We start from the raw sequence: 19739 nt of genomic DNA, 5'->3' as shown, positions 1-19739 counted from the left end.
CGCAGCGGCGGCGTCAGGTCGTGTCGGTCGCGTCGGGTCGCGTCACGTGGTCGGCGCCGGCCGGTTCTGCGTGTGGACCTGCGCGAGCAGATGCGACGCGATGCGCGTGCTGCGCACCAGGTCGCCGGGCGCGTGGTGCGTGACCTGGCGTTGAATGAAGTAGCGCGCGGTGTGCGCGAGCCCGTTCGCGAACGTCGTCGTCGCGCGCCAGCCGAGCCGCTTCTGCGCGGCGGCCAGATTCGGCCGCCGCTGGCGCGGATCGTCGGACGGCAGCGGCCGGAACTCGATCGGCACGTTCGCGCCGACGATCCGCACGACTTCGCGCGCGACGTCGATCATCGCGATCTCGACGTCGCTGCCGAGATTGACCGGCTCGCTCGCGTCGCCCGGTTCGTCCATCAGCCGGATCAGCGCGTCGATCATGTCGTCCACGTAGCAGAACGAGCGCGTCTGCTTGCCGTCGCCATAGACGGTCAGCGGCTGTTCCGCGAGCGCCTGCGTGACGAAGTTCGACACCACGCGCCCGTCGGCCGGGTGCATCCGCGGCCCGTAGGTATTGAAGATCCGCGCGATCCGCACGTCGACGCCGTACTGGCGGTGATAGTCCGAGAACAGCGTTTCCGCGCAGCGCTTGCCTTCGTCGTAGCACGCGCGAATGCCGGTCGGATTGACCCGGCCGCAATAGTGCTCGTCCTGCGGGTGGACGTCGGGGTCGCCGTACACCTCGCTCGTCGACGCCTGTAAAATCCGCGCCTTCACGCGTTTCGCGAGACCGAGCAGGTTGATCGCGCCGTGCACGCTGGTCTTCGTCGTCTGCACGGGGTCGCGCTGGTAGTGGACGGGCGACGCCGGACACGCGAGGTTGTAGATCTCGTCGACTTCGACGTAGAGCGGAAACGTCACGTCGTGCCGCATCAGCTCGAAGTTCGGCGCATCGAGCAGGTGCGCGATGTTGTCCTTCGCGCCCGTGTAGAAATTGTCGACGCACAGCACGTCGTGCCCGTCCGTCACCAGGCGCTCGCACAGATGCGAACCCAGAAAGCCGGCGCCGCCGGTGACGAGCACGCGTTTTCGATCGTAGCCCTTCATTACGTATTCTCCTTGCGGTGTGCGAACACGCCTCGCGTGGTGGCGACCGGCGTGCGCCGGCCGGTGCCGGCCGACGTGCCGGCGCGCTGCGCGTGGGCGACGTCGCGGTAGATGTCGACGAGGCGGTCGGCGACGCCTTGCCACGTGTAGAAGCGATGCGCGCGCAGGTAGCCGGCACGGCCGAGCGCCGCGCACAGGTCCGGCTGCGCCCGCAGTTGCACGAGGCGCGCGGCCAGCGCGGCCGGGTCGCGCGGCGGCACGAGATAGCCGGTCGTGCCGTCGTCGACCGTCGTGCGGATGCCGCCGACGTCGCTGCCGATCACCGGCGCCGCGCACGCCATCGCCTCGACCGGCGTGATGCCGAACGGCTCGTACCACGGCGTCGTCACGAACACGTCGGCCGCGCTGTAGTACAGGTGCAGCGCGTCGCGATCGCGCCGGCCGACGAAGGTCACGCGGTTCGCGATCCCGAGTTCGTGCGCGAAGGCGGCGAGCCGCGCGAGTTCCGGATCGCGCGCGGGGTCGGGCGTCGGCTGGCTGCCGCCGACGACGTACAGGTGCGTCGGCCGTTGCGGATCGCGCGGCATGCGCGCGAGCGCGTCGATCACGGTGTCGATGCCCTTGCGCGGCACGAGGCGGCCCAGTTGCAGTATGACGAATGCGTCCTGCGGCCAGCCCAGCCGCGCGCGCGCATCGACGCGCGGCACCGGCCGGAATTCCCGCGCATCGAAGCCGCACGGCACGATCTCGATGCGCGCGGTGTCGGCGCGATAGTGCGTCGTCAGGTCGAGCGCATCCTGCGGGCATTCGGCGATCAGGCGGTCCGAGCGGCGCGCGAGCGTGTCCTCGATCGCGAAGCGCGCGTCGGGGAAGCCGTCGGCCGTGCCCTGGTGCAGCCGCCGCACGCGCCCGAGCGCATGGAACGTCGTGACGAGCGGGATGCCGAGCGCTTTTTTCACGCGCAGCCCGGCTTCGCCGGACATGAAGAAGTTCGCGTGCATCACGTCGACGGGGTCGGGCTCGCGCCGCATGCGCGCGATCATGTATTGCGCGAATGCGCCCATGTACGGCAGCAGCCGCTCCTTGGGCACGTCGGTCGGCGGCCCGGCCGGCACGTGGATCACACGCATGCGCGCGCCGATCGACACCACTTCCGGCAAATGGGGATTGTCGCAGCGCGTGTAGACGTCGACGTCGAGGCCGCGCTCCGCGAGCTGCTTCGCGACGTTCGCGACATAGATGTTCTGACCGCCGGCATCGACGCCGCCGATCACGCCCAGCGGCGATGCATGTTCACTGATCAACGCGATTCTCTGCATGGTATTGCTCCCGATATCGGGGCCGCGCACACGGGCCGCCGTTATCGGTCCCTCGGCAATCGGCATGCCCGCCGCATGGCGGGGAAAACCGCTTCTCCCCGTGCCGAAAAAATTACAACGCGTTGGATGAAAGGGCGTCTGATCGCGATGGCGCGCAGGCATGCGGCGCACGCGGCGCGGCACGCGATTTGCGCGACTTCCGCTCACTCGCCGGTTCGCCCGGCCCGATGAAAAGGAGGTCACGATGAAGGTATTCCAGCTGCAAGCCCACCCGCCGCGCATCCGTCGTCAGCGCGCGCTGCGCACCGGCATGGCGGTCGCGATCGCCGCGGCCACCGCGTGCATGGTCGTCGCGCCGAACGCGGTCGCCGCCGGCGACGACGGCACTGCATCGTCGTCGACGTCGTCGCATTCGAGCACCGGCACGAAGATCCGCGACGCGACGATCACCACCAAGGCGAAGGCCGAGCTGACCGGCACGAGCGGCCTGTCGACCGGCGACATCCACGTGAAGACGCGGCACGGCACCGTGACGCTCACCGGCAGCGTGCCCGACGAGCAGCAGCGCACGCAGGCCGTCAGCGTCGTGAAGCAGATCGACGGCGTGCAGGACGTGCGCGACCAGTTGACCATCCGGCCCAAATAATCGCGACGCGACCGTAACAGGAGTCCAGTGATGAACTGCATGCTCAAACCGGTCGGCGAACAGGCGATCGTGATCACCGGCGCGACGAGCGGCATCGGTCTCGTCACCGCGCGCAAGGCGGCACGGCGCGGCGCGAAGCTCGTGCTGTTCGCGCGCAACGAGGACGCGCTGAACACGCTGTGCGAGGAAATCCGCCAGCACGGCGGGCTCGCGGTGCCGGTCGCCGGCGACGTCGGCAACATCGAGGATCTGCAGCGCGCGGCCGCGGCGGCGGCCGACACGTACGGCGGCTTCGACACCTGGGTGAACAACGCGGGCGTGTCGATCTTCGGCACGGCCGCCCAGGTGCCGCTCGAGGATCAGCGCCGGCTGTTCGACACCAACTACTGGGGCGTCGTGCACGGCTCGCTCGTCGCGGCCGACCATTTCCGGCGCAAGAGCGATTTCCACGGCGGCGCCATCATCAACATGGGCAGCGAGGCGTCCGACGCGCCGCTGCCGCTGCAAAGCGCGTACGTCGCGTCGAAGCACGCGGTGAAGGGCTTCACCGATTCGCTGCGGCTCGAGATAGAAGCCGACCACCTGCCGGTGTCCGTCACGCTGATCAAGCCGGCCGCGATGGACACGATGTTCGTGATGCACGCGAAAAACTACATGAACGTCGAGGCGAAGCTGCCGCCGCCGATCTACGACCCCGATCTGGTCGCCGACGCGGTCCTGTTCGCGGCCGCGCATCCGCGCCGCACGCTGTTCGTCGGCGGCGCGGCCAAGTTCACGTCGGCGAGCGCGTATCACGCGCCGCGGCTGTTCGATCGCGTCGCGGCCACGCTGTTCTCGCGCGGCCAGCGCACGGTGCGGCCCGCGCGGCCGCGCGACGACAACGCGCTGTACGACTCGCGCCATGCGCTGCACGAGCGCGAAGGCATGGAAGGGCCGGTGCTGCGCAGCTGTGCGTACAACTCGGTGGTGCAGCGCCCGAAGGTCGCCGGCGCGGTCGCGCTCGGCGCGGCGGCGCTGGTGTTTGCCGCATTCGCGCGGGCGCGCCGGTCGTCCGCGTGATTTCGTTCATTTTCCAAGGAGGCTTTCATGACATCCCGACAACATACGGGCCACGAATACAGCCACTCGCGCGCGCACGAAGGCGAGCGCACGCAGCAGGACCACGACAAGGGCGGCCATCAGTCCGGCCACGGCAAGCCGCCGAGCCCGGTCGACGTGCAGAAGGCGCTGAAGGGGATGGACTATCCGGCGAGCAAGTCGGACGTCGTGCAGTGCGCGGAACGCTCGCATGCGGACCGCGAGGTGCTCGACATGCTGCGCCAGATTCCCGAGCGCGAATACGACACGCCGGCATCGGTATCGAAGGAACTCGGGCGGCTGATGTAAGCGTCGCCCCGTCGCGCCGCGTGCGTGCGCGCGCGGCGCACCCATCATGAGGAGCACGACCATGGCGATGATCGTCGCAGGCCGTTTCACGACGTTCGATGAAGCGGAAGGTGGGGCGCGTCACCTCTACGAGCGCGCATTCGGGCCCGACGACGTGTCGATCTTCTTCCTGAACCCCGGCGGCCAGCACGCGCGCTTCCCGATCGGCGGCGACGTGTACGCCGACACGGCGGCGAAGCCGGGCGGGCGCGGCGCGATGGTCGGCGCGATGCGTGGGCTGCTGATCGGCGTCGTGATCGGATTGATCGTGTATGCGCTCGGCCTGCGCTACTGGTTCGTGCCGGCCGCCGCCGCGCTGGCCGGCGCGTATCTCGGCGCATTCGGCGGCGCGCTCGGCCGGATGCGCGGCGAGCAGGCCGAAGGCAAGGGCACGCTCGCGCAGAGCGAAACGGGCGTGATCCTCGCTGCGCGCGTGACGCCCGACACCGCAACGGCCGCCGAAGACGTGCTGCGCGCGACCGGCGCGAAGTCGATCGAGCGCGTCGAAGGCGACTGGCGGGACGGCGAATGGCGCGATTTCGATCCGGTACGCCGACCCGACGAAGCCGCGTCCCGCGTCCCGCGCTGAATACGCCCTTTTTTCCAAACGCTTGCAACGCCAACCGCCACCCCGCGGCCGCCGCGTGCGCGCCGGCGTGCGCGGCACGTGGCACGCCGCTTGCGCCGCATCGGCGGCATCCGTTCAAGGAGGAATCCATGACCACCGCACAGACTCCACCGCCGCAGAAACAGGCGCAGCAGCCGGGCACCGAACGCGACATGCAGCCGAAGCCGCGCGACGAAGCGGCCGACTACGTCGGCAGCGGCAAGCTCGCGGGCAAGGTTGCGCTGGTGACGGGCGGCGACAGCGGGATCGGCCGCGCCGTCGCGATCGGTTTCGCGAAGGAGGGCGCGGACGTCGCGATCGTCTACCTGAAGGAATCCGACGACGCCGCGCATACGAAGCGGTTGATCGAGCAGGCCGGCCGGCGCTGCGAGGCGATCGCCTGCGACGTCGGCGATCGCAAGCAGGCGCGCGACGCGGTCGCGCGCACGGTCGAGCGGCTCGGCCGGCTCGACGTGCTCGTCAACAATGCGGGCGAGCAGCATCCGCAGCCGGGCATCGAGGACGTGTCCGAGGAGCAGCTCGAACGCACGTTCCGCACGAACGTGTACGGGATGTTCTTCTGCACGCAGGTCGCGCTGCCGCACATGAAGCAGGGCGGCCGCATCGTCAATACCGCGTCGGTCACCGCGTATCACGGCAGCCCGAAACTGCCCGACTACTCGGCGACCAAGGGCGCGATCGTCGCATTCACGCGGTCGCTGTCGATCGAGCTGGCCGAACGCGACATCCGCGTGAACGCGGTCGCGCCGGGGCCGATCTGGACGCCGCTGATTCCGTCGACGTTCACGCCCGAGCAGGTCGCGAAATTCGGCTCGAACGTGCCGCTCAAGCGGCCGGGCCAGCCGGACGAACTGATCGGCTGCTACGTGCTGCTCGCGTCGGAAGGCGCGAGTTACATGACCGGGCAGACACTGCATCCGAACGGCGGCTCGATCGTCGGCGGCTGATGGCCGTTTCCACGCAAGCACAAGGAGAAAGCAATGAGACAACCCCACTGGACGATCGCGGCGTTCGCCGCCGGCGTGCTCGCCGTATCGGGGCTCGCCCGCGCGCAGATGCCGAGCGAGCCGCCCGCGTCGAATTCGCACGTGCCGGGCGGCGTGATCAACCCGTCGTCGGGCGCGGGCGGCGCAGGCGACCCCGGCATCGCCAAAGCGCCGAAGGGCGTCGACGCGGAGTTCATCGACAAGGCCGCGATGGCCGGCAAGGCGGAAGTGCAGGCGAGCCAGCTCGCGCTGAAGCAGGCGCAGTCGGCGGACGTGCGGGCGTTCGCGAAACGGATGGTCGCGGATCACGGCAAGGCGAACGCGAAGCTCACCGAACTCGCCGCGCGCAAGGGCATGAAGCCGCAGGTCGACCAGATCTCGGATCCGGACGTCGAGGCGCTGCGCGGCAAGCGCGGGCACGACTTCGATACCGCGTATCTCGCGGCGGCCGGCCCCGACGCGCACAAGAAGGCGATTGCGTTGTTCGAAGACGAAGCGCGCGACGGCAAGGATGCGCAACTGCGCGCGTTCGCGAAGTCCACGCTGCCGACGCTCAGGCATCACCTGAGCATGGCGCAGACGCTCGCACGCAAGGTGGGCGCGCAATAACGCGCGCCCGGTTCCACCCCTGGGCCGCCCGTGCGGCCCGCTTTTTCGGAGAAGCAGTCATGGCCCAACGGCAATCGAAGCACGAAGGTATCCTCGAACTGCTCTGCCAGGCATACGAAACCGAGCTTGGCGGCGCGAAGATCTACGAGGCCGCGCTCCAGTGCGCGACCGACGAGGACCTGCACAAGGAATGGGAGAAGTACCATCGCGAGACGATGCATCACCAGGAGGTGCTGCGGAAGGTAATCGACACGCTCGGCCTCGATCCCGATGCGCAATCGCCGGGGCGCGCCGCGGTGGCGGCGACCGGCGAGTCGCTGGTGCGGGTGATCGAGCAGGCGAAGAAGCAGGCCGATCCGGCCGTCGCGCAGGTCGTCGCGGCCGAGTGCGTGGTGCTGGCCGAAACCAAGGACCACCTGAACTGGGAGCTGATCGGCTATGCGGCCGACCAACTGCCCGACAGCGACGCGGCGAAGGCGCTGAAGGCCGCGCACGACGAGGTGGAGGCCGACGAGGATCATCACCTGTATCACACGCGGGGCTGGGCGCGTGAAATGTGGATCGAGTCGATGGGCTTCAAGGCGGTGCTGCCGCCGCCGGAGGAAGTGAAGAAGGTGGAGTCCGCCGCCGATGCGGCGCGTGCCGAGCGCTCGCGCGGCAAGATGATGTAATGCCCGGGCGGGCGGTGTCGCGCGGCGCGGCCGCCCGCCTGCAGGCCAATCAGGTTGCGTACGCAACCGTCTGCACGCCCCCCGCTGCGATTCATCACGTCAGCACGTCGACGATCATCGTCATCACCGACACCGCCATCAGCGCGACCGCCAGCCAGCCCAGCAGTTTCGATACCGGGCCGCTGCCGGGCTGGCCGGCCGCATCGCGCTTCTGCGACAGCAGCATCACGAACACGAGCATCGGCACCGCCGCGACGCCGTTGAGCACGGCGCTCCAGTACAACGCGCGGATCGGGTCGATCGGGCTGAAGCAGATCGCGATGCCGACGATCACGCACAGCGCCAGCACCGTGTAGAACGCGGGCGCGCGCCGCACCGGCTCGTTCAGCCCTTCGCGGAACCGCCACGCTTCCGCGCAACCGTAGGCGGCGCTGCCCGCGAATGCCGGAATCGCGAGCAGCCCGCAGCCGACGATGCCGAACGCGAACACCAGGAACGCGGCTTCGCCGGCGATCGGCCGCAGCGCCTCGGCGGCCTGCGCGGTGCTGCCGATGTCGTGCCGGCCGTGCGCGAAGAACACGGCCGCGCCGATCACCATGATGCAGAACGACACCGCGTTGGTGACGATCATGCCGCTCCACGTATCGAACGTGACGCGCTGCTCGGTCTCGCGGCGCGCGCCCGGTGCGCACGACGCATCGCCGTTGCGGCGCTCCGCCTGGGTTTCCTCGACCTCGAGCGCGGCCTGCCACACGAACAGATAGGGGCTCAGCGTCGTGCCGAGCACCGCGACCGCGGTCGTCGCATAGTCGTGCGTGAACGAAATGTGCGGCAGCGCGATCGCATGCAGCAGGTTGCTCCAGTCGACGTGCACGAAGCCGAGTTCGATCACGTACGCGAGCAGGCCGAGCGTCATCCATTTGAGCCAGCGCGCGTAGCGCTCATACGACAGCAGCACCTGCAGCGCGAGCGACGCCAGGCCGTAGAGCGGCGCATACCAGTAGCTGCGGCCGCCGACGACGAGCGCCGTCGCATCGCCCATCGCCGCGAGATCGGCGCCGACGTTCACGACGTTGACGATCACGACCATCACGATCAGCGTTTTCGCGAGGCGATCGGAGAAGTGTTCGCGGATGCCGGCCACGAGCCCTTCGCGATTGCGTCGCCCGATGAACGCCGCCGCGAGTTGCACGGCGACCATCATCGGCAGCGTGACGACGATCATCCACAGCATGTTGAAACCGAACTGGCTGCCGGCCTGCGCGTAGACGGCGACGTTGCTCGGATCGGCGTCGGACGCGCCCGCGAGCAGGCCGGGGCCGAGCCGCCGATACCACGGTTTCGCGGCGGTCGGCGGCGCGTCGACTGCCGGCCGCGCGTCTTCGTCCAGTCCGCTCATCCGGCGTCCCCGTGCGACGGGCGAGCGCCGCCGTGCCGCCGCTCGCGTGCGAGGCGCGACGCGGTGCGCAACGCATCGACCAGCGTGCGGTACGCGTGTTCGCGGGAATCGGCGCCGCGCGTGCGCAGCACGTACGACGGGTGATAGGTCGCGACGACGAGCCGGCCGTCGGCGGTGCGTACCGGGGCGCGCGTGCGCTCCAGCGTCGCGTCGTTGTCCTGCAGCACCGCGCGCAGCGCCGTCGCGCCGAGCGCGACCACCACGCGCGGCTGGATGGCTTCGAGCTCGCGCTCGAGCCAGTAATGGCACGCGGCCACTTCGCGCTGCGCCGGCGTCTTGTGCAGCCGCCGCTTGCCGCGCGGTTCCCATTTGAAATGCTTGACCGCGTTCGTCAGGTAGACGTGCGAGCGTTCGATCCCCGCTTCGTCGAGTGCGCGGTCGAGCATGCGGCCGGCCGCGCCGACGAACGGCAGGCCCGTGCGGTCCTCCTGGTCGCCCGGCTGTTCGCCGACCAGCATGATCGGCGCGTCGACGGGGCCGGCACCCGGCACCGGTTGCGTCGCGTGTTCCCACAGCGCGCAGCGGCGGCACGCGTCGAGCGTGGACGGCGCATCGTCGTCGGTCGCCGTCGCCGTCGCCGTCGCCGTCGGTTTCGGCGTCGACGTCGACTTCGGACGGTCGGGTGCCTTACGGGTCATGCGGCGCCTCCGGCGCAGGCCGAAACAGCGGCGCGCCGCGATCGCGCGGAACATGCCGGCGCGCGCGCGGTCGCACGCGCAGAGGGACGCAAACCGGACGCTTGAAGCCGCATCGCGCGCATGAAGGACTCCTGGGTCGACGATGCGAAAGATGCAGCAACCGGCATGCCGCATGCAGTCGGTATGGGCGCGCGCCTTGCGGGGCAAGCCGGTCCAACGACAGGAGAAGCACGATGCAACCCGACCCCGGCGACGATCCGGCCGCCGACGACGTGCTGCTGTGGCGCGCACCCGACAGCGTGCCGCGCCGTCCGCGCCGCGTGCTGGTCGTCGACGACTATCGCGATGCGGCGGATGCGCTGCGCCTGCTGCTGGAGGCGCGCGGCTTCGAGTGCCGCGTCGCCGACGATCCGTTCGCCGTGTGCGACGTCGCGCGCGACTGGCAGCCATTCGCGGTCGTGCTCGACATCGCGATGCCGGGCCTCGACGGGTTGCAGCTCGCGGCGCTGCTACGGCGCGATCCGCGAACGTCGGACATGCTGCTGGTCGCGTGCAGCGGGCTCGCGTCGCGGCGCGATTGCGAGCAGGCGAAGGAAGCCGGCTTCGACGCGCACTGCGCGAAGCCGCTGACGCCGCACCGGCTGCTGGGCTACCTCGAATCGGCGAGCGGCGGCGCCGTGACGCCGGACGAGGACGTTACACGCTCCTTGTAAAAAGGCTGGCGGGTGCCGGACGCGCCGCCCGCGCCGCGGCGCGAGGACAAAAAAACGCCCCGCGCGAGCGGGGCGTGTCGAATGAATGCGGAACGCAGGCGCCGGCGAACCGACGCGCGTCACGGGACGGTCAGTGACGGCCGCGCGTGCGCGGATCGTCGAGGTCCTCGGTCGGGTCGGTCAGCCCGAGTTCGTCGCCGGCGCTCCAATACGGCGTGCTCCCGTAGAACTCGTGCAGCGGCTCGGCCCATTGCGGGTCGGCCATCGCCGGCCAGTGGTCCTTGTCGAACCCCGGCGCATTGCGAATCCGCTCGGACGAAACCGACAGCAGGAAGCACTTGCGTTCGGTGTCGAGCGTCAGCGCGCTCCACGGGATCGCGTGCAGCTTGTCGCCGATGCCGAGGATGCCGCCGCTCGACAGCACCGCGTACGCGATGCGGCCCGAGCGCACGTCGAGCATGATGTCCTTGATCTTGCCGACATCGTCGCCGTCGGTCGTGTAGACCTTGTCGCCTTCCAGCGTATCGGCCGCCATCACGTCGGGGCCGGGGCCGGCCGCCGTCGCGGCGCCCTTGCCGATGATGCGGGTCTGACCTTGATCGGAAGTCTGCATGGTTTCCTCCTGGCTGCGTGGGGCGCGACCGTGCCCGGGGGGCGGGCCCTGCGGGTCGCGCGGGTTGTCGAGGCGAAGCGGGAATCGCTCCGTCACGTCTGCTTCGGTTGCGACACGCCTTCCAGCGTGTTCGCGACGTCGTCGCGCGCGGGGCTGGCCGTGCGCGTCGCGATGTCGGCGAGCGACAGCATGCCGACCAGTCGCTTGTCGTGATCGACGACGGGCAGCCGGCGCAGTTGCGCGTCGGCCATGTAGTGCTGGATCTCGTCCAGCGGATCGTCGTCGAAGCACCATTCGATCGGGCCGGATGCGACCTCGTGGATTCGCGTCTCCGGCGGCTTGCCGGCCGAGATCGCGCGCACTGCGAGGTCGCGGTCCGTCACCATCCCGATCAGCCGGTTGTTGTCGCACACGGGCAGCGCGCCGATGTCGTAGCGCTCCATCAGTTGGGCGGCGTGACGGATCGAGTCGGTCGGGGCGATCCGCACGACGTCCTGCGACATGATTTCGTTGACGCGATGCATGAAATTCTCCTTGCGGGTGTTGAAGCAATGTGCCGATGCGCTGTTGCGATCCAGCAAACCGCGTGCCGTGCACGCGGCTCGTCTCGTCACTTGTCGTCGCGTTTGCGCTTGTCGTCCCACGGCCCGCCGTCGTGCGTGCCGGGCGGCGTGTCGGGCTCGATGCGCGTGACGCCGCCGGTCGCGGGCGGGTCGCTGGCCGGAAACGTGTCCTCGAGCTGCTTGTCGATATGGCGCTCCGAATGGCGCGTGCGCGTGTGGTCCTGGTCCTTCAGCGGGGGTTGCGGGTCGGGCTGCCGCTCGCGCGCCGGTGCGTCTTGGCCGTGCCGGGTCGAATCCTTCATGGCGGTGCTCCGTATGGGTGACGAGGAGCCGCCTCTGGCGCAACCCGCGTTCCCGCTCCGCACGCACGGCACGCGACTTGCCGCTGCGACAGCGACGACCACGACGACGACCATGACGACACGGCGCAACAGGGTGCCTGCTGCGCGCACATCGAGCGGGAGGCACGATGACGATTCCGAAACGACGACCAGGGGTGCGCTACGAAATCAATGTATGCGGCGGCGGATTCGATTCGGTGAAAAGCCATTTCGATACGTGGAAACACGAACCGCTGATCTACCGGCCCGAGCGCCGGATGTTCGAAGGCAAGGCCGACGTGCGGCCGCTCGGCGACGAGACGTTCGGCGCGACCGAACCCGCGCGCTTCGCGCTGCAGCGCGCGTGCGAGCCGTCGGATCCGTATGCGCTTGCTGCGCGCGTGCGCGACGACGGCCGCGAGCTGTGGCTCGTGATGGCCGCGTACGACGCGTAGCGGCGTGCTTGCAAGATTTGCAGCGAGCGGTGTAGCGAAGGCACGGCGAGCCGCGCCGGACCGCGCGACTGCGTATCGATCCCCGCCGGACCCCCCGCGTGCGGCCACCCGAACGGATGGCACGCGGCTTGCGAATCTTCGGTACGCGGCGCGTCGCGCCGATCCCGACCCGAACCCGCAACGAGGGAATGAATGCCGATGACACACGAATCTGCGCAGTGGCTGCAACGGCCCGAACCGCCGTTGCCCGACATCGAGCCGGACCCTGCGCCGCCCGATCCCGACGACGTGCCGCCGGACATGCCCGAACCGTACCGGGAACCGGAGGGCGATCCGCCGGGGCATGCGCCGCCGGAACGCGATCCGCCGTCGCCGGAGCCCCCGGTGCGTGCACGGCCGGCGGGCGCGATGCCGCCGAGACGAAGGGAGGGACTGCAATGAGCATCCGCGTGAAACCCGGCATGCTGCGCGACCTCGCCGAAACGCTCGGCCGCCATTTCGAGGCGCGCGCGATGCCGTTCCACGTCGAGGAGCACCCGGCCGGCGCATTGCATATCGGCTTTCGCGTCGACGGCCATCCGGCGTCGCTGACCGTGACGTTCGACGCCGATGCGTTCGGCGCGCTCGAACGGGCCGACATCGACCGGCAACGCGGCACGCTCACGCGCGTCGCGGCCGAATTCGACACGATGATGGCGCGCCGCGCACCGACCGCGTACGCGGGCGATTTCCATTTCAACCGGCTCTGAGCCGTGCCGCCACGGTGTAGCCCGGAGCCGTCGATTCCAGGGAGGAGGACTCGATGAACACGATCCAGACGATAGCCTGTGCGTTCGCCGCGGCGTGCGCGCTGGGCGCATGCACGCAACCGGCCAGCGGCCCGTACGGCACGCATGCGGCGCCGCCCGCGCCGCCCGACGGGCGCGGCGCGCAGTCGACCACGACGATGCCGGACGCGAACACGCGCTACGACACGCGTCCGTCGCCGGGCAACACGATGCCGCCGGGCACGACCGTCGACGTACCGGCAGACGTGCCGCCGCCGGGCCCGAACGGCACGCAGAGCGACCGGCCGCTGCCGGGCACGCCGCCGCCGATGCAGTACTGACGACACGACGCGTCACGGCATGCCGCACCGCGATGCGGCCGGAGGAACGCGATGGCGAATCAGCATGAGCACCTGGAGGACTGGCTGCGCGATGCGTACGCGATGGAGCGCCAGGCCGAGACGATGATCGATGCGCAGATGAAGCGGGTCGACCACTATCCGCAACTGCAGGACCGGCTGCGGCTGCATCTCGACGCCACGCTCGGCCAGCAGGCGCTCGTCGAAGCGTGCCTGATGCGGCTCGGCACGTCGCCGTCGGCGACCAAGGATCTCGCCGCGCGCGTCGCCGCGTACGGGCAGGTCGCGAGCGGCATGCTCGCGGACGACGAAGTCGTGAAGACGGCGCTCGCCGCTTACGCGTTCTCGCAGCTCGAGATCGCCGCCTACACGGTGCTCGTCGCGGCCGCGCATGCTGCGGGCGAAGACGAAATCCGCGCATGTTGCGAGCGGATCCTGCAGCAGGAGCGCGACATGGCTGCGTGGCTGCTGCGCCATCTGCCCGAGTTGACGACCGCGTTTCTCGACCGTTCGGCGGTCGACCGCATCGACGCGAAACGATAGCCGCGCGGCCGCCGAGCCGCTTCCGGCGTGCGTCGTCTCCCGCGAGCGAAATACGTGCCCCCTAACTTGCCCCCGGCTTGTAAAAAAGCGGCTCTCGCACGCGGCGAAACGGGGCGCGAACCGGCGAGAGCCGCGTCGCAGCGCGCTTCGCGCGACTGGCATGGAAGCTGCATGACGTCCGGGAGAAGACATACCGCGAACCCGCGAACCCCACGTCAGGAGGCTTTCGATGCCCGTCTCGCTTGCGCTGCAGATGCGACAGCATCTGGCACTTACGCCGAGGCTCCAGCAGTCGCTGCGACTGCTTCAGTTGTCCTCGCTCGAGTTTCAACAGGAATTGCGCCAGGCGCTCGACATGAACCCGTTTCTGGAAGACGGCCAGAGCGACGACGAAACCGCTGCGGCGACCCCCGAGCAGCCGCCCGAAGCGGCGGTGCCCGACGCGGCGCCCGAGCGCGACGACATCCGGCCGCCGGACGGCGAGGTGCCGTTTACGGCCGCGCCCGCGCCGCGCGGCACGAGCCGTCAGGGCGACGACGCGGACGGCCTGTCGCCGGGCGAATGGATGGCCGCCGAGCCGTCGCTGCATCAGCAGCTGCACGATGCGCTGCGACTCTATCCGCTCAACCGGCGCGACCGCGAAGCCGCGCGCCTCGTGATCGATGCGCTGGACGACGACGGCTATCTGCGTCAGGAGCTGGCCGAACTGCTGGTCGCCGCCGATCCGGCCTTGCTGCTGTCGGAGCAGGATCTGGCGGTCGCGCTGCGGCTCGTGCAGATGCTCGACCGGCCGGGCATCGCGGCCCGCTCGTTGTCCGAGTGCCTGGTGCTGCAGCTCGACGCGATTCCGGCCGGCACGCCGGCGCTCGCGGAAGCGAAGGCGATCGCACGCGAGCATCTGGAGCGGCTCGCGCGCCGCGAGACGGCCGAGATCCAGCGGCGCCTCGGCTGCAACGCGCACACGCTGCAGGCGGCCTGCGCGCTGGTGCGCGGGCTCGATCCGCGCCCCGGCAATCACTACGGCAGCACGCGCGGCGACTACGTGGTGCCCGACGTGATCGTGCGCCAGGTGCGCGACGAATGGATCGTGACGATCAATCCAGCCGTGCTGCCGCGCGCCCGCTTGCACGAGCGCTATGCGACGCTGTTCGCGCAGTCGAGCGGCGAACGCGATTCGCCGCTCGGCCAGCAGTTGCAGGAAGCGCGCTGGCTGATCCGCAACGTGCAGAAGCGCTTCGACACGATCCAGCGCGTGGGCGAATGCATCGTCGCGCGTCAGCGCGATTTCTTCCGCTACGGCGAGATCGCGATGAAGCCGCTCGTGCTGCGCGACATCGCGGAAGAGCTCGACCTGCACGAATCGACCGTCTCCCGCGCGACCGGCAACAAGTACATGGCCACGCCGCACGGCACGTTCGAGTTCAAGCATTTCTTCCCGCGCAAGCTCGAGGCGGCCGGCAAGGGCGTGTGTTCGGCGTCGGCCGCGAAGGTGCTGATTCGCGACATGATCGCGGCCGAGCGGCATACCGACCCGCTGTCCGACGTCGCGCTCGCGGAGAACCTCGCGGGCCGCGGCATTCTTCTTGCGCGTCGCACGGTGACCAAGTATCGCCAAGCGATGAAGATTCCGCCGGCCGACCTGCGGCGTCGCGACGCCGCGTGACGGCCTCATTGTTCCAACCCGCGCGTGCCGCGCGTCGCGTCGGCTCGCGCGCCAACGAGAGGAGCGCAACCATGCCAGCCAAATCCCAGGCTCAGCAGCGCGCCGCCGGGGCCGCGCTGTCGGCCAAGCGCGGTGACACGAAAATGAAGGACCTGAAGCCGCCGTCGAAATCGATGGCCAAGTCGATGAGCGAGAAGGAGCTCGAGAAAATGGCTTCCACACCCACGCACGGCAAACCGAAACACAAGCACGATGCGTGATCGGCGCCGACGTTTAGTGACGACTGCAGTCATCCAGGAGGGTTCCATGCTTCGATACGCCATCATCTTCTTCGTCATCGCGATCATTGCCGCCGTGTTCGGCTTCGGCGGCATCGCGGCCGGTGCGGCCGAGATCGCGAAGATCCTGTTCTACATCTTCGTCGTGATCTTCCTGGTCACGTTGCTGCTGGGCGTCGTGCGACGATGAACGTGATGCCCGACCGGTCGCAGCGCGTCGCGGAACTCGAGCACGCGTTCGCGATCGGTTTTCCGTCGCAGTCGACCGTCGTCGTGCATGCGGACGACGCGTCCGGGCGGCTGACGATCCACGTGTCGTGGGTGCGCGTGCCGTCCGACGAGGACGCGCGCGAATGGCGCTGCACGGTCGAGATGCGGTTCGACGCGGACGTGATCGAACGCTACGCGACGCTCGACACGGCCGACCGGCTGCGCGTGCGCACGCAGCTGTGCGACCGTGCGCGGCGCGCGGTGGACGAGCACAAGCCGCGCGTCGAGGACGCCGCGATCGAATGCAACGTCGCGCTCGACGTGACGGCCGCGGAATTCGACGCGGCGCTGCGCGCGCCCTGACGCCGCCACCGGCCCGCGGCCGTTCGCGGCACGCCGGGCCGGCTTTCCCTGCCGTCCGCACGCGCGCGCCGCGGCGCGGCGCCGTGCGGCAGCGGCTTCCTACCGAATTCCAAGAGGATACCTGACGATGACGACTCCCCCATCCGCCGGCAAGACGCCCCCGACGCAACCGCACGACAGCGCGAAGTCGCGTCAGCTCGACGAGCACCGTGCGCGGCCCGACGGCGAGGCGCTGCGGACCAACCAGGGCGTGCGGATCGCCGATAACCAGAACACGCTGCGCGGCGGCGCGCGCGGGCCGTCGCTGCTCGAAGACTTCATCATGCGCGAAAAGATCACGCATTTCGATCACGAGCGCATTCCGGAGCGGGTGGTGCATGCGCGCGGCTCGGCCGCGCATGGCGTGTTCCGCGTGTACGAACCGATGGCCGACTACACGAAGGCCGCGTTCCTGCAGGACCCGGCCGCCGAAACGCCGGTCTACGTGCGCTTCTCGACCGTGCAGGGGCCGCGCGGCTCGTCCGACACCGTGCGCGACGTGCGCGGCTTCGCGGTGAAGTTCTATACCGAGGAAGGCAACTACGACCTCGTCGGCAACAACATGCCGGTGTTCTTCATCCAGGACGCGATCAAGTTTCCCGACTTCGTGCATGCGGTGAAGCCCGAGGCGCCGAACGAGATGCCGACCGGCGCGTCCGCGCACGACACCTTTTGGGATTTCGTGTCGCTGGTGCCGGAAACGACGCACATGGTGCTGTGGCTGATGTCGGACCGTGCGCTGCCGGCCAGCTATCGCGCGATGGACGGCTTCGGCGTGCACACGTTCCGCTTCGTGAACGCGGCCGGCGTCGAGCGTTTCGTGAAATTCCACTGGCGGCCCGTGAGCGGCGCGTATTCGCTGCTGTGGGACGAGGCGCAGCGGATTGCCGGCCACGATCCCGATTTCAACCGGCGCGACCTGTGGACGTCGATCGAGCGCGGCGACTATCCGGCGTTCGAACTCGGTGTGCAGATGATCGACCCGGCCGACGCGGATAAATTCGACTTCGATCTGCTCGACCCGACCAAGTTCGTGCCGGAAGAACTCGTGCCGGTGCGGCCGATCGGCCGGATGACGCTGAACCGCAACCCCGACAACTTTTTCGCGGAGACCGAACAGGTCGCGTTTCACCCGGGCCACGTGGTGCCGGGCATCGATTTCACGAACGACCCGTTGCTGCAGGGGCGGCTGTTCTCGTACACGGACACGCAGCTGAGCCGGCTCGGCGGTCCGAACTTCCACGAGATTCCGATCAACCGGCCGGTGTGCCCGTTCGCGAACAACCAGCGCGACGCGATGCATCGGCAGACGATCAACGTCGGGCAGGCGTCGTACGAGCCGAATTCGACGAGCGGCGGCTGGCCGCGCGAGACGCCGCCCGCGCCGTCCGGCGGCGGGTTCGAGACCGTGCCCGAGCCGCTCGAAGGCCACAAGGTGCGCGTGCGCAGCGAATCGTTTGCCGACCATTTCTCGCAGGCCGCGCTGTTCTACCAGAGCATGACCGACATCGAGCAGCGGCATATCCGCGACGCGTACTGCTTCGAGCTCGGCAAGGTGACGCAGCCGCACATTCGCGAGCGCGTGGTCAACGAGATCATCGCGCGCTTCGACGCGGGGCTCGCCGCGCAGGTCGCCGAACGGCTCGGGCTGCCTGCGCCGCAGGCGGGCGCGACGCCGGTCGTCGCGCAGCGTTCGCCGGCGCTGAGCCTGATCGGCCGCGCGAAGCCCGGCATCCGCTCGCGCAAGATTGCGCTGATCGCGACGCCCGGCGTGAATCAGGTGCTGGTCGAGCAGGTGCGCGACGCGTTGCTCGCCGCGCACGCGGTGCCGACGATCGTCGCGCCGACGCTCGCGCCGATCGGCGGCATCGTGCCGGAGGCGACACTGGTCGGCATGCCGTCGGTGATGTTCGACGCGGTATTCGTGTGCGGCGGCGACGGCGATGGCCGCGATCTCGCGCATAGCGCCGAGGCCCGCCATTTCGTGCGCGAGGCGTTCAAGCACCTGAAGCCGATCGCGGCCGTCGGCTCGGGGCGGCAACTGCTCAGCGCCGCGCACCTGCCGGACCCGGCCGAGGGCGTGTGCGTCGGGCAGCCCGTCGATATGGACAAGGTACTGAACACGCTGTCGGATCACCTCGGCCGGCATCGCGTCTGGGCGCGCGAACAGCAGGCGGCGGAGCTGCCGGCATAGGGCCGAAAGCGGCCAGAAGCGACCAGAAGCGGCCGACAGCGGTTTGCGCCGTACCGCGCGCCTGCCTTCGGGCGGGCGCGCATTCGGCAAGGAGGAACACGCATGGCACCGCGGATGATATGGAAAGGCGCGATCAGCTTCGGGCTCGTGCACGTGCCCGTGCAGCTGTTTCCGGCGACGCGCACCGTGAAGCCGTCGTTCCGGATGCTCGACAAGCGCTCGATGGACCCGATCGGCTATCGGCAGATCAACAAGCGCACCGGCAAGGAAGTCACGCGCGAGGACATCGTGCGCGGCTACGAGTACGAGAAGGAGCGCTACGTCGTGCTCACCGACGACGAGATCCGCGCGGCGAATCCGGAATCGACGCAGACCGTCGACATCCTGACCTTCGTCGACGAGGACGCCGTGTCGTTCCTCTATCTCGACACGCCGTACTACCTGGTGCCGGACCGCAAGGGCGAGAAGGTCTATACGCTGCTGCGCGACGCGCTGAAGGACAGCGGCAAGATCGGCATCGCGCTCGTGGTGATGCGCGACCGCCAGCATCTGGGCGCGCTGATTCCGGTCGGGCCGATACTCGCGCTCGATACGCTGCGCTGGCAGGAAGAACTGCGGCCGCTCGACGAACTGTCGGTGCCGGCCGGCGACGCGAAGGGCGCGGGCGTCACCGCGCGCGAGCTCGGGATGGCGAAGAAGCTGATCGACGACATGTCCGGCACCTGGACGCCCGACGAATATCACGACACGTTTCGCGACGACATCCTCGAACTGGTCGAGCGCAAGGTGCGTGCGGGCAAGATCGAGGAGATCGAGGATCGGCCCGCGCAGACCGGCCGCGCGGCGAGCAACGTCGTCGATCTCACCGAGTTGCTGAAGCGCAGCCTGAAGGGCGGCGCCGGTGCGCGGGCGGCGGATCTGCGTGGCGAGCGCGACGAAGGGGATGACGAGGCGCCGTCGTCATCGTCATCGTCGCGGGGCGGCGCGCGCCGCAAGCCGCCTTCGAAATCCGCATCGAAAGGCACGACGACGAAAACCGCGGCAACCCAAACCGCGGCGAAGAAGACCGCCGCGAAACGCGGCGCCGCGAGCGACCATGCGACGAAGAAGACCGCCGCGCGCCGCAAGCACGCGGCGTGACGCCGATCATGCCGACTCCGATTTCGATTTCGACTCCGATTCCGACGAG

At 69.3% G+C, this 19739-nt stretch carries 26 protein-coding genes; 19 read left to right on the top strand and 7 right to left on the bottom strand.

Features of this window, described 5'->3' with window-relative positions; all coding sequences use genetic code 11:
- Positions 1-42: 42 nt before the first annotated feature.
- Both JYG37_RS32565 and JYG37_RS32560 read right to left on the bottom strand, forming a co-directional pair.
- On the bottom strand, positions 43-1089 hold the full coding sequence (locus JYG37_RS32565) for a UDP-glucuronic acid decarboxylase family protein (protein WP_089490328.1): 1047 nt from the start codon (positions 1087-1089) through the stop codon (positions 43-45).
- The gene (locus JYG37_RS32560; RefSeq protein WP_204384577.1) at positions 1089-2408 is read right to left on the bottom strand and encodes a glycosyltransferase family 4 protein; all 1320 of its coding nucleotides are present in this window, start codon (positions 2406-2408) and stop codon (positions 1089-1091) included. Before JYG37_RS32560 ends, JYG37_RS32565 begins: the two co-directional genes overlap by 1 nt.
- A gap of 244 nt (positions 2409-2652) precedes the next feature.
- Between JYG37_RS32560 and JYG37_RS32555 the strand changes: the two genes are divergently transcribed.
- The 7 genes from JYG37_RS32555 to JYG37_RS32525 all read left to right on the top strand — a co-directional run bounded on the left by JYG37_RS32555 (position 2653) and on the right by JYG37_RS32525 (position 7373).
- Positions 2653-3054, top strand: coding sequence for a BON domain-containing protein (locus JYG37_RS32555; RefSeq protein WP_089490472.1), 402 nt, complete (start codon positions 2653-2655; stop codon positions 3052-3054).
- 30 nt (positions 3055-3084) lie between these two features.
- Entirely contained in the window at positions 3085-4113 is a 1029-nt protein-coding gene (locus JYG37_RS32550; RefSeq protein ID WP_213346703.1) for an SDR family oxidoreductase, read from the top strand.
- Between the two features lie 27 nt (positions 4114-4140).
- On the top strand, positions 4141-4440 hold the full coding sequence (locus JYG37_RS32545) for a DUF2795 domain-containing protein (RefSeq protein WP_089490329.1): 300 nt from the start codon (positions 4141-4143) through the stop codon (positions 4438-4440).
- Positions 4441-4501: 61 nt separating this feature from the next.
- Positions 4502-5068 (top strand): hypothetical protein, encoded by a 567-nt coding sequence (locus JYG37_RS32540; RefSeq protein ID WP_050013995.1) that lies wholly within the window; start codon positions 4502-4504, stop codon positions 5066-5068.
- A 128-nt stretch (positions 5069-5196) separates the two neighbouring features.
- A complete protein-coding gene (locus JYG37_RS32535) occupies positions 5197-6054 on the top strand; it encodes an SDR family oxidoreductase (protein WP_213346702.1) in 858 nt (285 codons plus the stop codon).
- A 33-nt stretch (positions 6055-6087) separates the two neighbouring features.
- Positions 6088-6702, top strand: a complete 615-nt coding sequence (locus JYG37_RS32530; protein WP_213346701.1) for a DUF4142 domain-containing protein — start codon at positions 6088-6090, stop codon at positions 6700-6702.
- 59 nt (positions 6703-6761) lie between these two features.
- Positions 6762-7373 carry a hypothetical protein gene (locus tag JYG37_RS32525; RefSeq protein ID WP_213346700.1) on the top strand — a complete coding sequence of 204 codons (612 nt, stop codon included), beginning with the start codon at positions 6762-6764 and terminating at the stop codon, positions 7371-7373.
- A 94-nt stretch (positions 7374-7467) separates the two neighbouring features.
- Here JYG37_RS32525 and JYG37_RS32520 read toward each other — a convergent pair whose 3' ends face one another.
- Together JYG37_RS32520 and JYG37_RS32515 are read right to left on the bottom strand one after the other, a co-directional pair.
- On the bottom strand, positions 7468-8772 hold the full coding sequence (locus tag JYG37_RS32520; protein ID WP_124631017.1) for an NRAMP family divalent metal transporter: 1305 nt from the start codon (positions 8770-8772) through the stop codon (positions 7468-7470).
- Positions 8769-9470 (bottom strand): UdgX family uracil-DNA binding protein, encoded by a 702-nt coding sequence (locus JYG37_RS32515; RefSeq protein ID WP_124631016.1) that lies wholly within the window; start codon positions 9468-9470, stop codon positions 8769-8771. The genes JYG37_RS32520 and JYG37_RS32515 overlap by 4 nt, the downstream gene beginning before the upstream one ends.
- A gap of 233 nt (positions 9471-9703) precedes the next feature.
- Here JYG37_RS32515 and JYG37_RS32510 point away from each other — a divergent pair, with 233 nt between their 5' ends.
- Entirely contained in the window at positions 9704-10183 is a 480-nt protein-coding gene (locus JYG37_RS32510) for a response regulator (protein ID WP_124631015.1), read from the top strand.
- Positions 10184-10313: 130 nt separating this feature from the next.
- Here JYG37_RS32510 and JYG37_RS32505 read toward each other — a convergent pair whose 3' ends face one another.
- The 3 genes from JYG37_RS32505 to JYG37_RS32495 form a co-directional block, all read right to left on the bottom strand.
- The gene (locus tag JYG37_RS32505) at positions 10314-10796 is read right to left on the bottom strand and encodes a PRC-barrel domain-containing protein (RefSeq protein WP_050013988.1); all 483 of its coding nucleotides are present in this window, start codon (positions 10794-10796) and stop codon (positions 10314-10316) included.
- Positions 10797-10888: 92 nt separating this feature from the next.
- Positions 10889-11320, bottom strand: coding sequence for a CBS domain-containing protein (locus JYG37_RS32500; RefSeq protein ID WP_089490334.1), 432 nt, complete (start codon positions 11318-11320; stop codon positions 10889-10891).
- Positions 11321-11406: 86 nt separating this feature from the next.
- On the bottom strand, positions 11407-11661 hold the full coding sequence (locus JYG37_RS32495) for a hypothetical protein (RefSeq protein ID WP_050013986.1): 255 nt from the start codon (positions 11659-11661) through the stop codon (positions 11407-11409).
- Between the two features lie 167 nt (positions 11662-11828).
- Between JYG37_RS32495 and JYG37_RS32490 the strand changes: the two genes are divergently transcribed.
- The 11 genes from JYG37_RS32490 to ku all read left to right on the top strand — a co-directional run bounded on the left by JYG37_RS32490 (position 11829) and on the right by ku (position 19690).
- Entirely contained in the window at positions 11829-12134 is a 306-nt protein-coding gene (locus JYG37_RS32490) for a hypothetical protein (RefSeq protein WP_027805702.1), read from the top strand.
- 198 nt (positions 12135-12332) lie between these two features.
- The gene (locus JYG37_RS32485; RefSeq protein ID WP_425542641.1) at positions 12333-12575 is read left to right on the top strand and encodes a hypothetical protein; all 243 of its coding nucleotides are present in this window, start codon (positions 12333-12335) and stop codon (positions 12573-12575) included.
- Complete coding sequence (locus JYG37_RS32480; RefSeq protein WP_089490336.1) at positions 12572-12883, top strand: hypothetical protein; 312 nt, start codon at positions 12572-12574, stop codon at positions 12881-12883. Before JYG37_RS32485 ends, JYG37_RS32480 begins: the two co-directional genes overlap by 4 nt.
- A gap of 53 nt (positions 12884-12936) precedes the next feature.
- Positions 12937-13242, top strand: coding sequence for a hypothetical protein (locus tag JYG37_RS32475; protein ID WP_089490337.1), 306 nt, complete (start codon positions 12937-12939; stop codon positions 13240-13242).
- A 51-nt stretch (positions 13243-13293) separates the two neighbouring features.
- Positions 13294-13803 carry a ferritin-like domain-containing protein gene (locus JYG37_RS32470; protein WP_124631013.1) on the top strand — a complete coding sequence of 170 codons (510 nt, stop codon included), beginning with the start codon at positions 13294-13296 and terminating at the stop codon, positions 13801-13803.
- A 229-nt stretch (positions 13804-14032) separates the two neighbouring features.
- Entirely contained in the window at positions 14033-15466 is a 1434-nt protein-coding gene (locus tag JYG37_RS32465; RefSeq protein WP_050013982.1) for an RNA polymerase factor sigma-54, read from the top strand.
- 71 nt (positions 15467-15537) lie between these two features.
- Positions 15538-15726 carry a DUF3008 family protein gene (locus JYG37_RS32460; protein WP_006498333.1) on the top strand — a complete coding sequence of 63 codons (189 nt, stop codon included), beginning with the start codon at positions 15538-15540 and terminating at the stop codon, positions 15724-15726.
- A gap of 46 nt (positions 15727-15772) precedes the next feature.
- Positions 15773-15934, top strand: coding sequence for a DUF1328 family protein (locus JYG37_RS32455; protein WP_006498332.1), 162 nt, complete (start codon positions 15773-15775; stop codon positions 15932-15934).
- Complete coding sequence (locus JYG37_RS32450) at positions 15931-16317, top strand: DUF3022 domain-containing protein (RefSeq protein WP_209924455.1); 387 nt, start codon at positions 15931-15933, stop codon at positions 16315-16317. Before JYG37_RS32455 ends, JYG37_RS32450 begins: the two co-directional genes overlap by 4 nt.
- Before the next feature lie 127 nt (positions 16318-16444).
- Positions 16445-18550, top strand: coding sequence for a catalase HPII (katE, locus tag JYG37_RS32445; protein ID WP_050013980.1), 2106 nt, complete (start codon positions 16445-16447; stop codon positions 18548-18550).
- 102 nt (positions 18551-18652) lie between these two features.
- Complete coding sequence (ku, locus tag JYG37_RS32440) at positions 18653-19690, top strand: non-homologous end joining protein Ku (protein WP_213346699.1); 1038 nt, start codon at positions 18653-18655, stop codon at positions 19688-19690.
- The last annotated feature ends 49 nt before the right edge of the window (positions 19691-19739 follow it).

Origin of the sequence: Burkholderia sp. LAS2, assembly GCF_018417615.1 — a bacterium.
Classification (GTDB): domain Bacteria; phylum Pseudomonadota; class Gammaproteobacteria; order Burkholderiales; family Burkholderiaceae; genus Burkholderia; species Burkholderia sola.
This window is presented reverse-complemented; position numbering and strand designations above follow the sequence as displayed.

Bases quoted from the DNA above. Each gene is read 5' to 3' on its own strand.
- JYG37_RS32540 (WP_050013995.1), top strand. From the start codon at position 4,502: ATGGCGATGATCGTCGCAGGCCGTTTCACGACGTTCGATGAAGCGGAA.
- JYG37_RS32530 (WP_213346701.1), top strand. From the start codon at position 6,088: ATGAGACAACCCCACTGGACGATCGCGGCGTTCGCCGCCGGCGTGCTC.
- JYG37_RS32475 (WP_089490337.1), top strand. From the start codon at position 12,937: ATGAACACGATCCAGACGATAGCCTGTGCGTTCGCCGCGGCGTGCGCG.
- JYG37_RS32500 (WP_089490334.1), bottom strand. From the start codon at position 11,320: ATGCATCGCGTCAACGAAATCATGTCGCAGGACGTCGTGCGGATCGCC.
- JYG37_RS32515 (WP_124631016.1), bottom strand. From the start codon at position 9,470: ATGACCCGTAAGGCACCCGACCGTCCGAAGTCGACGTCGACGCCGAAA.
- JYG37_RS32450 (WP_209924455.1), top strand. From the start codon at position 15,931: ATGAACGTGATGCCCGACCGGTCGCAGCGCGTCGCGGAACTCGAGCAC.
- JYG37_RS32535 (WP_213346702.1), top strand. From the start codon at position 5,197: ATGACCACCGCACAGACTCCACCGCCGCAGAAACAGGCGCAGCAGCCG.
- JYG37_RS32490 (WP_027805702.1), top strand. From the start codon at position 11,829: ATGACGATTCCGAAACGACGACCAGGGGTGCGCTACGAAATCAATGTA.
- katE (WP_050013980.1), top strand. From the start codon at position 16,445: ATGACGACTCCCCCATCCGCCGGCAAGACGCCCCCGACGCAACCGCAC.
- ku (WP_213346699.1), top strand. From the start codon at position 18,653: ATGGCACCGCGGATGATATGGAAAGGCGCGATCAGCTTCGGGCTCGTG.
- JYG37_RS32455 (WP_006498332.1), top strand. From the start codon at position 15,773: ATGCTTCGATACGCCATCATCTTCTTCGTCATCGCGATCATTGCCGCC.
- JYG37_RS32470 (WP_124631013.1), top strand. From the start codon at position 13,294: ATGGCGAATCAGCATGAGCACCTGGAGGACTGGCTGCGCGATGCGTAC.
- JYG37_RS32510 (WP_124631015.1), top strand. From the start codon at position 9,704: ATGCAACCCGACCCCGGCGACGATCCGGCCGCCGACGACGTGCTGCTG.
- JYG37_RS32545 (WP_089490329.1), top strand. From the start codon at position 4,141: ATGACATCCCGACAACATACGGGCCACGAATACAGCCACTCGCGCGCG.
- JYG37_RS32565 (WP_089490328.1), bottom strand. From the start codon at position 1,089: ATGAAGGGCTACGATCGAAAACGCGTGCTCGTCACCGGCGGCGCCGGC.
- JYG37_RS32495 (WP_050013986.1), bottom strand. From the start codon at position 11,661: ATGAAGGATTCGACCCGGCACGGCCAAGACGCACCGGCGCGCGAGCGG.
- JYG37_RS32560 (WP_204384577.1), bottom strand. From the start codon at position 2,408: ATGCAGAGAATCGCGTTGATCAGTGAACATGCATCGCCGCTGGGCGTG.
- JYG37_RS32485 (WP_425542641.1), top strand. From the start codon at position 12,333: ATGACACACGAATCTGCGCAGTGGCTGCAACGGCCCGAACCGCCGTTG.
- JYG37_RS32555 (WP_089490472.1), top strand. From the start codon at position 2,653: ATGAAGGTATTCCAGCTGCAAGCCCACCCGCCGCGCATCCGTCGTCAG.
- JYG37_RS32460 (WP_006498333.1), top strand. From the start codon at position 15,538: ATGCCAGCCAAATCCCAGGCTCAGCAGCGCGCCGCCGGGGCCGCGCTG.
- JYG37_RS32550 (WP_213346703.1), top strand. From the start codon at position 3,085: ATGAACTGCATGCTCAAACCGGTCGGCGAACAGGCGATCGTGATCACC.
- JYG37_RS32525 (WP_213346700.1), top strand. From the start codon at position 6,762: ATGGCCCAACGGCAATCGAAGCACGAAGGTATCCTCGAACTGCTCTGC.
- JYG37_RS32480 (WP_089490336.1), top strand. From the start codon at position 12,572: ATGAGCATCCGCGTGAAACCCGGCATGCTGCGCGACCTCGCCGAAACG.
- JYG37_RS32520 (WP_124631017.1), bottom strand. From the start codon at position 8,772: ATGAGCGGACTGGACGAAGACGCGCGGCCGGCAGTCGACGCGCCGCCG.
- JYG37_RS32505 (WP_050013988.1), bottom strand. From the start codon at position 10,796: ATGCAGACTTCCGATCAAGGTCAGACCCGCATCATCGGCAAGGGCGCC.
- JYG37_RS32465 (WP_050013982.1), top strand. From the start codon at position 14,033: ATGCCCGTCTCGCTTGCGCTGCAGATGCGACAGCATCTGGCACTTACG.